At 36.3% G+C, this 13,684-nt stretch carries 7 protein-coding genes and 5 pseudogenes; 6 read left to right on the forward strand and 6 right to left on the reverse strand.

The window, feature by feature from the left end; genetic code table 11:
* Positions 1–3 precede the first annotated feature (3 nt).
* From RB214_RS08350 to RB214_RS08365, 4 genes are read right to left on the reverse strand one after another with little or no spacing between them, the layout of a single operon-like run.
* Positions 4–1,974 carry a DUF3488 and transglutaminase-like domain-containing protein gene (locus RB214_RS08350; RefSeq protein WP_309168855.1) on the reverse strand — a complete coding sequence of 657 codons (1,971 nt, stop codon included), beginning with the start codon at positions 1,972–1,974 and terminating at the stop codon, positions 4–6.
* Positions 1,974–2,960 (reverse strand): DUF58 domain-containing protein, encoded by a 987-nt coding sequence (locus RB214_RS08355; protein WP_309168857.1) that lies wholly within the window; start codon positions 2,958–2,960, stop codon positions 1,974–1,976. Before RB214_RS08355 ends, RB214_RS08350 begins: the two co-directional genes overlap by 1 nt.
* Before the next feature lie 6 nt (positions 2,961–2,966).
* Positions 2,967–3,872 (reverse strand): MoxR family ATPase, encoded by a 906-nt coding sequence (locus RB214_RS08360; RefSeq protein WP_309168859.1) that lies wholly within the window; start codon positions 3,870–3,872, stop codon positions 2,967–2,969.
* 13 nt (positions 3,873–3,885) lie between these two features.
* Entirely contained in the window at positions 3,886–4,269 is a 384-nt protein-coding gene (locus tag RB214_RS08365) for a response regulator (protein WP_096793086.1), read from the reverse strand.
* 528 nt (positions 4,270–4,797) lie between these two features.
* Between RB214_RS08365 and RB214_RS08370 the strand changes: the two are divergent.
* The 6 genes and pseudogenes from RB214_RS08370 (at position 4,798) to RB214_RS08395 (ending at position 11,647) form a co-directional block, all read left to right on the forward strand.
* Positions 4,798–6,120, forward strand: a pseudogene (locus tag RB214_RS08370) (hypothetical protein).
* A gap of 152 nt (positions 6,121–6,272) precedes the next feature.
* Positions 6,273–7,577, forward strand: coding sequence for a sugar ABC transporter substrate-binding protein (locus RB214_RS08375; RefSeq protein WP_007377152.1), 1,305 nt, complete (start codon positions 6,273–6,275; stop codon positions 7,575–7,577).
* A gap of 146 nt (positions 7,578–7,723) precedes the next feature.
* Positions 7,724–8,595 (forward strand): annotated as a pseudogene (locus tag RB214_RS08380) (carbohydrate ABC transporter permease).
* A 2-nt stretch (positions 8,596–8,597) separates the two neighbouring features.
* Positions 8,598–9,427 (forward strand): annotated as a pseudogene (locus tag RB214_RS08385) (carbohydrate ABC transporter permease).
* 10 nt (positions 9,428–9,437) lie between these two features.
* A pseudogene (locus tag RB214_RS08390) lies at positions 9,438–10,439 on the forward strand (ABC transporter ATP-binding protein).
* 248 nt (positions 10,440–10,687) lie between these two features.
* Positions 10,688–11,647 (forward strand): sugar-binding transcriptional regulator, encoded by a 960-nt coding sequence (locus tag RB214_RS08395; RefSeq protein ID WP_024599101.1) that lies wholly within the window; start codon positions 10,688–10,690, stop codon positions 11,645–11,647.
* 430 nt (positions 11,648–12,077) lie between these two features.
* Here the strand turns inward: RB214_RS08395 and RB214_RS08400 are convergent.
* Positions 12,078–12,902 (reverse strand): annotated as a pseudogene (locus tag RB214_RS08400) (alpha/beta fold hydrolase).
* 283 nt (positions 12,903–13,185) lie between these two features.
* Positions 13,186–13,614 carry a response regulator gene (locus RB214_RS08405; RefSeq protein WP_024604388.1) on the reverse strand — a complete coding sequence of 143 codons (429 nt, stop codon included), beginning with the start codon at positions 13,612–13,614 and terminating at the stop codon, positions 13,186–13,188.
* Between the last annotated feature and the right edge of the window lie 70 nt (positions 13,615–13,684).

Below are 13,684 nucleotides of genomic sequence, written 5' to 3' on the forward strand. Positions count from 1 at the left end.
TCTCTATTTGGAAATTTTAATTAATTTTATCAGATCTTTAGCCTGAGTTTTACGCTCTTTCGTAAAAGGTTTTTTACCATAGCGTACTTGGTTAAATAACTGCCTAAAAGTGTTTATAGATTGTGCAGAACGAGGAAGTTGATCAGCAAAAAAGTCTAACTGCTGACTCGGTGTTAAATTATCGGGTGTATTTATTTTTTGTTTTTTAGCCCATGCTTTTACTTCATAAAACTCTTTAACTATAGGCGCTAATTTAGACGGGCGTTTTGGCAAGTTTAAATAAATAAAATAACCTATAAAACAAAAACCAGCTGTTAGTAAAACCATTAATGGTACAAGCCAAATATTTTTACTACCAAAAATTGATTTTAAAAAATCATTTTGTTTTTCTTCGTCAAAACCAAGTACCCAGCTAGACCATTGATAATCGAGGTTTTCAAGTTCCAACCTTAACCAATTAATAGCGGGGAAATTACTTAAACTCACTAAACCAAAATCAAGGTTACTTTTAAATTCGTCATTCAGCTCTTCGTTTTGCGAAAGCGAGCCATTTAAACGCTCCGGAGCTACAACAGCGGTTGCATCAAAAATAACCCAACCTTCGTTTTGTAAATATACTTCTACCCATGCGTGTGCGTCGTATTGGCGAACAGTGAGCGTGTTATTATCTTGATTTAATTCGCCACCTAAATAGCCACTTACTAGTCGAGCGGGTATACCTGCGGTTCTAAAAATGTACGCAGCGGCACTGGCATAGTGGCCACAAAAGCCACGTTGATTATCAAATATAAATTGATCTATGGTGTTATCGCCGCTCATAGGAGTGGGTGTTAATGTGTAAGTAAATCCCGTACCTGCAAAGTATTGTAATAAGCGGTTATAAAAATCGCGATCAGAGTGTGTATTTTGCTTTAAGTTTTTAGCAAGTAATGATGTTTTTATATTCTTTTTATAAGCGAGGTATTTGTAGCGTTTTTCTTCAAATTCGCCAAGCGGTAAAGCTGTGAAGTTAAAGCTATTTACATCGTATTGTAAGTTTTTAGCTTGGAGACTTTTTTTACGCAATAAACCTAGTGAATTACCTTCAACATTTGGTGAGTTACTACTGGAATACGCTAAACCATAGAGCCATTTTTGTGTCGCAGGCTCTGTAATAACTGAGTAGCTTGCAATAAGTTGCTCATCATTTTCGCTCTGCGTATTTGTTTTTACATTATTATATTTTAAAAAGTCAGACGTAAGCCACGCATTACCATTAAACTCATCATGGACTATTGCTCGCCAATAATAAGGCGCTACAGGTTTTTCTTCGTTAAATTTAGCTCTAAACACAAGTTCATCTGAGTTTGAAAGCTTTGCAATATCGAATGGATCGACTTGTTCAGAAAGCCCTGTTTTAGCAAGCTTAGGCCCAGGAAGCTGCCAAAAGGCGGGCATTTTTGGCAAAAAAAGCAGTAAAAATATAGCTAAAGGAAGCGCTAAAAGTAGCAGTTTACCGCTTTGTTTAGAGGCTATTTTTAAATTATGTTTGGACTCGAGTAAGCCAAGTACTGCAAAGTTTAATATGTATAAACCACTTACAGTTAAAGTTGTTAAAATGCTTTGGTTAAATAAATACACCGATGAGAGTGAAAAAAACGTAAGCGTTGTAATTACATGATAGTGTTTTTTGGTTTTAGCCTGTAGCAGTTTAAATAAACTAGCAAGTAGCAGCATGGCCACAAATAAAATAACCGTATCCGACATGCCTACTGTGTAGAGCATTAAACCGAGTGACACACCTGCGAGTATATTTGCCAGCCAAGCATTTGGCTTTGGTTTATTACTCAGCGTTATGTAAAAGTTCCATGCACAAATAAGTGAAAGTACACCAACAAAAACAAGCGGTAAATGTGATACAAAAAATACAATCAAACATGCATATATAAAAGAAAGCGAATAATTTATTACTTTTTCGTTTTTAAGTATGTCCATTACACATCACCATTAAATGAGCATAAGAATTCTAAGCATTGCTGCTTATGTTGCTGTCCGGTATTTGTATTTATTGTTTTATTCGGTAGCTTTAACATAAAAGGGGTGTTTTTCTCGGTTGCTTCACACACTAAAAAGCATAACTGGCTTAACCGTTGTTCTGTATCTCCATTCATTAACGTAAAATCGAAGAGCGCATTCGCTGTTTTAAAGTCTACAAACTCTTTAACTAACAACTGCTGTGTTTTTGCGTAATGCTTCCACGACACTCTTTGCAAGCCCATTTCTGGTACGTGTGGGATAAGAGACTCAAACTCTTCGCTACCAGATTGTGTAGAAATACCTTTATCGGCTTGCTCTTCAAGCATAGAAACATGCGCATCACAGTGAACCTGTTCAAGCGACGGGTATACAAATACATCTTGTTGTAATTGAATGTAGCTCCAAACAGTTATCAAACCAAAGGGATAGTTACTCGCTATTTTAATACGTTGCACTGAGTACTTACCGCGTGAGCTGTAGGGTAAGTTGAGTGTAAGTAACTGAGGTTTACTATCAACTTGGCCGGTATGTTTGTGAGTTTGCTCACTACCTTGATATGTTAAATTAATAGATTGGGTAACAGAAGGGCTTTGTAATTCAAATATAATACTCGGTTTTTGAGGAGCGTAGCTGTTAAATGCATCTTTAAATTTAACTGTTAAGCCTTTAGCGTTACTGTAGCCCATTAATACAGCAATAATCATTACCACAAACATAAGATAAGACATTATTAAAATTAAATTATTTTGATAATTAATGCCCATCACAAAGTTTAAAATAGCTACAACTATAAAGTACCAACCAAGGGATGATGGCAATACATAAATTGTTCTGTGTTCAAGTGTAATTGAGTTTTTTAAATGTTTATTTTTTAATAACTTATTAAATACACTTTGCTTAAATGACTTAAATAAAGAAGGGCGCTTAGCTGTTTTTTTTGGCATAAAAGTTTATACCGGAACTAATACGTTTTTTAAAATATCGTTTACTTGCGCTTCACCTGACTCGTTATGCAAACCTAATCGATGCTGACACACACTTGCAAATACGGCTTGAACATCTTCTGGCATTACAAAATCACGACCATCAATAAAGGCCCACGACCTAGCTGCTTTAGCCAAAGCCATACTAGCACGAGGTGATAGCGATGATGCAAACGCATTGCTTGTGCGTGTGTAATTAACAAGCTCTATAATGTAGTCAATAACCGGGCTACTTAAAGTAATTTGGCTTATCTGGGTTTGAATTGCCGCTAACTCTTGTTGGTCAATACGCTTAGGTAACTGACTGTAATCTCGTTTTTGCATATTCAAAATTAAGCGTTTTTCGGCTTCTTTAGGAGGAAAACCTAAGCTAATGCGCATTAAAAATCGGTCTAATTGCGACTCAGGTAACGGGTAGGTACCTGATTGATAAAGCGGGTTTTGTGTTGCTATCACAAAAAATGGATTTGGCAGCGTATATTTTTTTCCATCAACTGTTACTTGTTGCTCTTCCATTGCTTCAAGCAACGCACTTTGTGTTTTAGGCCCTGCGCGGTTTATTTCATCAGCTAAAACAACTTGGCTAAAAATAGGGCCTTTATGAAACGTAAAACTGTGCTCAGTAGAATTAAACACGTTAGTACCCAAAATATCAGCAGGGAGAAGATCACTGGTAAATTGTATACGCTGATACGATAAACCTAACACAGCTGACAATGCATGAGAGAGAGTGGTTTTTCCCATACCAGGCAAATCTTCAATGAGTAAATGCCCTTCGCTAAATAAGCATGTAAGTGCAAGTTTTATTTGCTGTTGTTTACCAAATATAACAGTCGAAAGATCTTCTATAATCGCAGTAACAGTACTATGCATGCTAACCTTATTATTATTCTATTATTTCAAGACGCTTCATTACAGTGTCGACTTTTTTTGTGTTAAAGGGTTTTGCAATAAAGCCTTTAGCACCCATTTCCCACGTGTTTTGTACGTTTTCGAGACTATTGTGGCCCGAACACATAACAACATGAGTGTGTGGGTAAGCACTATTAATGTATTCCAATATCTCTTCACCGTTAGAGTCAGGTAAATCGACATCTACAAATATTACGCCTGGCGGTTTATTGTCCATAATAGGTTTAGCAGAGCTAAAATCAGCGCTTTCTAATATATCTTCAAACCCTAAGTCAGTTAAAATTTGGTTTAGATAATCACGAATTTCCTTAACGTCATCAATAATGAGGATGGGCTCTAGCGGGCGAACAAATTCCATATGTAGGTTACTTCTATTTTGAATACATCTAAGTGCTTTAATACTAAGCTAACCCCATCATAAGCTCAAGAACGTTACTTAAAAAACACCAATAAATAAACTGTTTATAGGTTGCCCAACAGCCTATTTTTAAAGGATTACCTGCTTTTATGTCTTCTACTAACTTATATTTTTATTAATAGTATTGAACAATAATGACGTATCTACGATAAATCCCTTAATCCTACACTTTATTTCCTCAAAATTTGATGTAAAAAATTTGCTACTTAACTTATTGATTCAAAAATATTTACATATAAATTCGATTTTTTGTAAACGGTTTGTAATAAAAAATCGTTGACCTTCCAAATTCATTCTGCGATTGTGCTCATTAGATGGGCTTATGCTCGCAAATGCAACTTCATTAACTATTCAATGTTTTGCTCAGATAGCCTCATCTATACACACTGAATTAATACCAATTTCATTAAATGCATATGTAATTTAATAAAGTTGGCATCACACACCACACTAAATAAAGAGCTTATTATGTTGAATAATAAAAAGACTAAATTTGCAATTTCTCTCATAGCGGCAGCTATGGCTACATCAGCACAGGCTGATATTTCTGAATATTTAGATCGCGTTGACGTAGACTTTTTACTAATGCAAAACTTTCAGTCAATACAAGCTAAAGACGGCGCATTTCGTCCAGAAGATGAAGAACAAGAATCAGGTTTTGGCCGTATTAGAGCTAATCTAATGCTTAAATTTCATATTAACGAGTTTATCACTGCCGATATAGATATTGCAGAAGAGCCTAATGACTTTGGTGGCGAAGATCGTGACTTTTCATTTCACAACGATTTCGCAGGTGTTGAGTTTGATTTACTAGGTCTTTATGGCACACCAAAAGAAAACGCTAATTTAACACTGCGTTTAGGTAACATTGGTGGCTCACCTTTTCAATTTAAAGGTTTTCAAGACGGCGCAGATAACCAAAGTAATGCACTTATTGGTAATGGTATTACCGATTACGCAACCGCAGAAAACGGCGCACAGTTAAGCTATAGCGAAACATTCGATAGTGGTGTCGTACGTGCTTATAATGTTACAGGTCACATTACGACTTCTAGTTTCGGTGAAGCGTTTCAAGAAGACAGAGGTTACAATTACCGACTTCAAGGTACTCTAGAATTTGAAGGTGGTTTTAAAGCAGGCTTAAATTTATTAAAAGCGAATCAAGGCGACCAGTCACGTTTTGAAAATGGTGTAGCCAGCCTTGATGGTGTAACTACAACAAACTATCGCTTCGGCGATGGTGAAAACTACAATTTCTCAGCGTCACCTTCAAACGAGCGTGACACACATGTTGGCGCCATGCCTGGCCTTGAGCAATCAATTATCCAGTTAAATTTAGCTTATCAACCTTCTGACGAAACTAGCTTAATTTTTATGATTGGTAAATCATCTGATGATTATACGTTCGCAGATGCAGCTGGTAATGCAGTTGCCGGTATTACCTACTTTGGTACAAACGGCATAGCTGATGAAAACGGCACTACTTTTGATTCAAACAGTGTAATAGAAGGTGACTCATCGGTTGAGTACTTCGTGTTTGAAGCACAACAATAATTAATCCCTAAAAAACTATATGTAGCGGCTCGTTATGCAGAAGCCGAAAACACTTCCGACTTAATTGAACAAACAGACAACACAGTAGAGCGTATGCAAGTAGCTGCAGGTTACTGGTTTAACGATAAAACGCTTTTAAAAGTTGAGTATGTTAACCAAGAAGAAGGTGTTAATTCGGGCGGCCAAATCGGTAAAGGATTTGACGGCTTCACTTCTGAGATCTCTGTTAAATTTTAAGTCGTTAACCGACTAGTCTAACTATTTGTACAAAGAACCTAAAAAGGCACTTTGCGGGCAGTTTTAGGTTTTAAAACTGCCATAAATAGAATTGGCAATAGATTAAAATTTAATAGCACTTGTTAAAACATAACGTGTATGGGGAATACCCGATGAAAAATAAATTAATTATGCTCGCGTGTGGCTTTATAAGCATGGGCGCTGCGGCAAAAGAAACAATCACAATAGCGACTGTTAACAACGGTGACATGATCACCATGAAAGAATTAAGCAGTGACTTTACCAGCCAAAACCCTGATATAGATCTAAAATGGGTCACTCTAGAGGAAAACATTCTTCGCCAACGTGTCACAACCGATGTTGCAACAAAGGGCGGCCAATACGATGTTATGACCATAGGTACTTATGAAGTACCAATTTGGGGCAAGCAAAATTGGCTAAAAGAGCTGGATAATTTAGGTGAAAACTACGATTTAGACGATTTAATTCCGGCAATTCGAAGCGGTTTAACGATTAACGACAAGCTTTATGCTGCGCCATTTTATGGCGAAAGCTCAATGGTTATGTACCGCACTGACTTAATGGAAAAAGCAGGGCTGACAATGCCTAAAGCCCCAACATGGGACTTTATACGCAAAGCTGCTAAAGCGATGACAGATAAAAAAGAAGGTGTTTATGGCCTTTGTCTACGTGGTAAAGCAGGTTGGGGCGAAAACGTTGCGCTTATTACATCCATGGCAAATTCGTTTGGTGCGCGTTGGTTTGATGAAAATTGGAAACCTCAGTTTAATACCCCAGAGTGGGAAAATACCCTTCAGTATTATGTCGATGTGATGAAAGAATCTGGTCCTGCTGGTTCATCTGCAAACGGTTTTAATGAAAACCTTGCACTTTTTCAAACCGGAAAATGTGGTATTTGGATTGATGCAACCGTTGCAGGCGCATTTGTTACTAACAAAAAAGATTCAGAAGTTGCCGATAAAGTAGGGTTTGCACTTGCGCCAGATAACGGTCTAGGTAAACGCGGTAACTGGTTATGGTCTTGGACTTTAGCCGTACCGGCAAGCAGCAAAAAACCAGATGCCGCAATGAAATTTATTAGCTGGGCAACATCTAAAGAATACACACAACTTGTAGCCGATAAAAAAGGTTGGGCAAAAGTACCGCCAGGTACACGTAAATCACTTTACAGTAATCAAAAGTACATGGACGCAGCACCGTTTGCGCAAATTACTTTAGATTCTATTCAATCTGCAGATCCTAAAAATCCGACCGTTAAACCGGTGCCTTATGTAGGTATTCAGTTTGTTGCTATTCCTGAGTTTCAAGGAATTGGTACAGCTGTTGGGCAACAATTTTCAGCAGCATTAACTGGCCAAATGACCGTTAAGCAAGCGCTTAGTACGTCTCAGCACCTTGTTGAGCGAACAATGCGTAAAGCTCGCTATCCAAAATAGCATGTAATGGGCGGGTAAGTACTCAAACTTACCCAATATTTTATGTCAATTCTATTTACTTGTTAGTTATAAACGCTATCAAGGGTTTCTGATTTTCACTTGATAGTTAACAAGTAAATAGAATTGGCTTTTTTAAGGTCACCTTTATGGCAACAACTAACTCGCGCACGCTTGCTCGGTTTATGCTTCTTCCTAGTGTAATTTTATTACTTGCTTGGATGATAGTTCCGCTGTGTATGACACTGTATTTTTCATTTATTGATTACAACTTACTCGTTCCAGGGGATAAAGAGTTTGTAGGCTTTTTAAACTATGAGTTTTTTCTAACTGATCCGGCTTTTTTGAATCATTTTTTAACACGCTTTACCTAGTAACTGGGGTTTTACTTATCACTATTTGTGGTGGTATTGGCTTAGCTATTTTACTAGACCAAGCAATATGGGGACGAAATTACGTTCGCATTATGGTACTAGCCCCATTTTTTGTAATGCCAACTGTGTCGGCATTGGTATGGAAAAACATGCTAATGAACCCAGTTAATGGCTTATTTGCACATTTCGCGATTTGACTTGGCTTTGAACCTATCGACTTTTTTGCTCAAATGCCGTTATTTTCAATCATCATAATTGTGTCTTGGCAGTGGTTACCATTTGCAGCATTAATACTGCTAACAGCAATAAAGTCATTAGACCGTGAACAATTATAAGCGGCTGATTTAGACGGAGCTGGGCCACATAGTAAGTTTTTTTACATCGTTTTGCCGCACTTATCGCGTGCGGTAACCGCTGTTATTTTAATCGAAACTATATTTTTATTGTCAATCTTTGCCGAAATATTAGTTACAACCAGCGGTGGTCCTGGTTATTCGTCGACCAATATAATGTACTTAATTTACACGCAATCACTACTTCAATTTGATGTAGGTGGCGGTTCGGCAGGGGGCATAGTTGCAGTAATAATTGCAAATATTGTCGCTATATTTTTAATGCGCTTAATTGGCAAAAACTTGGAGGGTTAATTATGACTATAAAAGATAGCCGTCGTTCCAAACTAATTTATACCATAGCTGCATGGACAATAAGTGGCATGATTTTCTTCCAATTTTATGGACGTTAATCACCAGCTTTAAAACGGAAGCTGAAGCAATTTCAGCAAGTCCAAGCTTATATGCATTCGATTGGACACTCGAAAACTACAGCGATGTACTGTCACGTTCGCCATACTTTAACCATTTTTGGAACTCTGTAGTTATACCGCTAGGTTCAAGTTTGCTGGGTTTATTAATTGCTGTGCCTGCTGCTTGGTCTATGGCTTTTGTACAAACTAAAAAAACAAAGCATTTATTAATGTGGATGCTTTCCACCAAAATGTTACCGCCAGTAGGGGTACTTATTCCGATTTATTTATTGTTTCGAGACTTCGCATTACTCGATACAAAATTAGGTTTAGTAATTGTAATGACACTCATTAACTTACCAATAATGGTATGGATGTTGTACACCTACTTTAGAGAAATACCAAACGAAATACTTGAAGCTTCACGTATGGATGGCGCAACAATTGGAGAAGAAATATTTCATGTTTTATTACCAATAGCCTTACCGGGTATAGCCTCAACGCTATTGTTAAATGTAATTTTGTCATGGAACGAAGCTTTTTGGACACTTATTTTAACCGCTGCAAATGCTGCACCTTTAACGGCATTTATTGCCAGTTACTCAAGCCCTGAGGGGTTATTTTACGGTAAGTTATCGGCAGCATCTGCTATGGCCATTGTGCCAATTTTAATACTTGGTTGGTTTAGTCAAAAACAATTAGTGCGTGGATTAAGTTTCGGCGCAGTAAAATAGGAGAATACACATGGGCAGCATCACACTAAAACAAGTCACTAAAAACTTTGATGAAGTTAACGTAATTAAACCACTCGACTTAGAAATTAAAGACGGTGAGTTTATCGTATTTGTTGGGCCATCAGGCTGTGGTAAATCTACATTACTTCGTATGATCGCAGGGCTTGAAGATACCACCAGTGGTAATATAGAAATTGACGGCATTGACGCTACAAAAACACCACCTGCAAAAAGAGGCTTAGCAATGGTGTTTCAATCCTACGCGTTATATCCGCATATGACCGTGCGTAACAATATTGCTTTTCCTTTAAAAAGAGCCAAAGTTAGCCCTGCAGAAATCGAAAGTAAAATTGCTAACGCCGCTAAAATTCTTAATTTGACCGATTATTTAGAACGAAAGCCTGGGCAATGATCGGGCGGTCAACGTCAGCGCGTAGCAATAGGGCGCGCAATTGTTCGTCAGCCTTCGGCATTTTTATTTGATGAACCGCTTTCAAATCTTGATGCGTCACTACGTGTAAATATGCGTTTAGAAATATCTGAATTACATAAAAGTTTAGCTACAACAATGATTTATGTTACGCACGATCAGGTTGAAGCTATGACAATGGCAGATAGAATCGCGGTATTTAATGCCGGTATTATTGAACAGGTAGGCACACCTTTAGAGCTTTATAAAAACCCAGTAAACAAATTTGTAGCTGGTTTTATTAGCTCTCCAAAAATGAATTTTATAGATGCTCCACAAAATGAAGATGCGAATGTTAGTTGTATTGGTATACGACCAGAGCATATAACACTCTCTACTGAGCAAGGAACGTGGGCTGGTACTGTAGGTGTAATTGAACATTTAGGATCGGAGAGCTTTTTACATATAAATATTGAAGGCAAAGGGACCGTAACAGTAAAAGCAGATGGTGATTGTCCGTTAAAATATGGCGATAGTATTTACCTAAGCGCACCGGCTGGTAAAGTAATAAAGTTTGATAATAACTGTTTAACAATTCGCTAGAGCCAATCTTTAATTACCTTAAATAGCACCTTTATAAAGGTGCTATTAACTAAATTCTAATTACATAATCCTATGAAACCTAGGTATTTTTTATTAAGGAATGGTATATTTACAACTATAAATAACAAAAACGTTATTGATAAATAGATACTCCAAAATTAATAAAATAATTTATATAGCAGCACATATAATTGAAATTATGTAATGAAAATAAGGACTTGGTTTTCCTTCTATTTTAAGAGGTTTACGTGGTAAAGCTATCAAATACAGAAATTAGAAAGCTAGATGATGCAGCCAGAGCAGGGTGGTTATATTATGTTGGCGGTAACACACAAGATGAAATTGCTAAAAAGCTAAATATATCTCGTCAATCTGCACAAAGAATGGTGGCATTATCTGTGAGCCAAGGATTAATTAAAGTTAGACTTGACCACCCGATTGCCAAATGCATGGATTTAGCTGAAAAATTAAAAAGCCGTTTTGGGTTAGATTCGTGTGAAGTTGTACCGAGCGATCCCTCAGAACCATCATCTACATTAGGTTTGGCTCAAGCTGGCGCGGCAGAAATAGAACGTCATTTAAAATCAGAACAACCCAAAGTACTTGCTATGGGAACCGGTCGAGTTTTACGTTCATGTGTGGATGAGCTAAGAACCGTTGATTGTCCGCAACATAAAATTGTAGCCATGCTAGGTAATATGGCTTTGGATGGATCGGCTTCACCTTATGATGTTGTAGTAAGAATGGCCGAACACACCAATGCAAAACATTATCCAATGCCATTGCCAGTTTTACCAAGAAGCATTGAAGAAAAAGAACAGTTGCACGCACAACAAAATATTACCGGTAATTTAAAACTCGCTAAAGATGCCGATGTAACATTTGTGGGTATTGGTAGCTTAGGTGAAAAGTCGCCATTACATATAGATGGTTTTATTGATGCGCAAGAACTTAAAGAGTTACAAGATCTTGGTGCTGTTGGTGAAATGATTAGTTGGGTGTTTGATAAAAACGGTAAGATTTTAGATTGCACAGTTAATCAGCGTGTAGCAAGTACGCCATTAAAAACAAATGCTAACAAACAGATTTATGCGATAGCTGCTGGTGAAGAAAAAGTGTTAGCCATTTTGGGCGCAGTAAGGTCAAACATGATCAGTGGATTAATTACTAACGAATATACAGCTGAGCGTTTACTTAGTATTGATTAAACAAATTGATAAATAAAGTATCTGTATTAGTAATACCTGTTATTGTAATAAAATCATTTAATGTCCGATACCGTCTAGTATTGGACATAGTAAGGGCGCATTTAAGCGCTCTTTCTATATATACATTAACTACCTATAATTTATATTATGTTAAATAGGGTAAATAAATACATAACTAAGTTACTCACCTTCATGAATTAACGTATAAACGCGATATTTTGACTATTTAATAAGCATTAACCTACTTAAACCTACTTATTTTAAAAATTAATGTTTTGCCTCTTTTCGCTATTTGTTACTTAAACATATAAAAATACCGCTTGGTTATTAATATAATCAAGCGGTATTACACTGATTGCCTATTCGCTACTTTATGCAATAAAACTTAACATATTGAAATAAATAGATTTTAAATTATCCTAGTAATTCACTAGAATAATTTATCATTCATAAAATCACTAATAAGCTCAGACACTTTATCTGGATGTTCATCAATAACCCAATGTGCGGCTTTATCTATTCAAACCAATGACGAATTTGGAATTGCTTCTTCTAACATTGGTGCATACTTTGGCTTTTGAAATTTGTCTTCTTTACCCCATATTATGAGTGTTTCATGAGGTAAGCTTTTAAGATCGCCTGTAATAGCTTCGGTATATTCTTTATTGAGCCTGCGCATGTTACTAAATAAAGCGGCTTTTCCTTTTTCATTACTCCATGGTGTTAAGTATATTTTCATCAACTCTTCAGTCATTACGTTCGAGTCGTAAACACCTTTGGGCATGAAATCTCTTAATGTATCAACAAATTCATCTACAGATGTTTTTTCTTCTACGCCTGGTTCTAGTAAAGGTTCAAATTCTGGTATTGGCCAAGAATCAAAACATACACTATCAAGTAAAACCAACCCGTTTACTTTATCCGGATGATTTACAGCCATTAATTGAGCAACACCACCACCAATATCATGTGCAGCAATATTAACTTTAGAAATACCGAGCTCTTCTATAAACTTACACATTATTCTACATTGCGCATTTATAGATACATCAGTGTTAATTGGCATATCTGATTCACCAAAGTTTAGTAAATCAGGCGCTATTACTCGATGTTCTGATGCGAGTTTGGGCATCACATTTCGCCATAAAAATTTGTTAGTTGGTATGCCATGTATTAATAATAAAGGTGTGCCTTGTCCCATTTCTTGATAAGCAATTTGATGACCTTCTACTGTAACGTACTGTGTTTTGCTCATAATTTTGCCTCGTTAACTTTAAAAATTATAATGTTTAATAAACTATAAAATTAGAATATAACCTTATAAAGCAAATTCCATCCCAAGATGAGTATTTTTTAGTTATTCAAAAATTATAATAATTTAAAGTCAAACCCAAACCCTTGTAATACTTGGGCTCTAGGCTAAGTAAGTTTATTTGTTTTTTATTATTATAGAGTTTGATAATTGTGATTGTTAAACCACTTTATGAAGTGTGAAGCGTTTGCTCTTAAATATGCAACCGCCCTACTATTGCTATTAATCACTTTAAGAAAGATCTAATATTTTCAATTAATACACCTTGCTTAACTGGCTTTAATAACAAACCATTAAACCCAAGCTTTATATATTTATTATTACTATTTTCGTTTTCACTAAATGTATGCGCAATAATTTTCGTTGCTGATGCATCAGCGTGCTTTCTTATTTTTAGCATTGCGTCGGTGCCCGTAAACTGTGGCATGACTATGTCCATTAAAATAATATCGTAAATATTTTGAGAAACCATTAATAGCGCCTCTATTGCACTGGATGCAAAATCTATTAATATGTTTTCTTCTTTAAGCATTTTTCTTATTACAATTTCTATTAGTAAATCATCATCGACTAAAAGCAGTCGTGTAGTTTTATTTATAGGTTTTACTGTATTAAATCCGATAACTTCCATCGTATCTTCAATCGTTTTTTTCATTTTTTACCTCGAATATATTACGCTATATGTAACACCAACCGGCATTAATATTTTATCGTTACATAAAATC

The sequence above is a fragment of the Pseudoalteromonas sp. HL-AS1 genome (assembly GCF_031198785.1).
Taxonomy (GTDB): Bacteria; Pseudomonadota; Gammaproteobacteria; order Enterobacterales; family Alteromonadaceae; genus Pseudoalteromonas; species Pseudoalteromonas distincta.

Excerpts from the sequence above, each read along its gene's own strand:
- RB214_RS08350 (WP_309168855.1), bottom strand. The coding sequence starts at position 1,974 with ATGGACATACTTAAAAACGAAAAAGTAATAAATTATTCGCTTTCTTTT.
- RB214_RS08355 (WP_309168857.1), bottom strand. The coding sequence starts at position 2,960 with ATGCCAAAAAAAACAGCTAAGCGCCCTTCTTTATTTAAGTCATTTAAG.
- RB214_RS08360 (WP_309168859.1), bottom strand. The coding sequence starts at position 3,872 with ATGCATAGTACTGTTACTGCGATTATAGAAGATCTTTCGACTGTTATA.
- RB214_RS08365 (WP_096793086.1), bottom strand. The coding sequence starts at position 4,269 with ATGGAATTTGTTCGCCCGCTAGAGCCCATCCTCATTATTGATGACGTT.
- RB214_RS08375 (WP_007377152.1), top strand. The coding sequence starts at position 6,273 with ATGAAAAATAAATTAATTATGCTCGCGTGTGGCTTTATAAGCATGGGC.
- RB214_RS08405 (WP_024604388.1), bottom strand. The coding sequence starts at position 13,614 with ATGAAAAAAACGATTGAAGATACGATGGAAGTTATCGGATTTAATACA.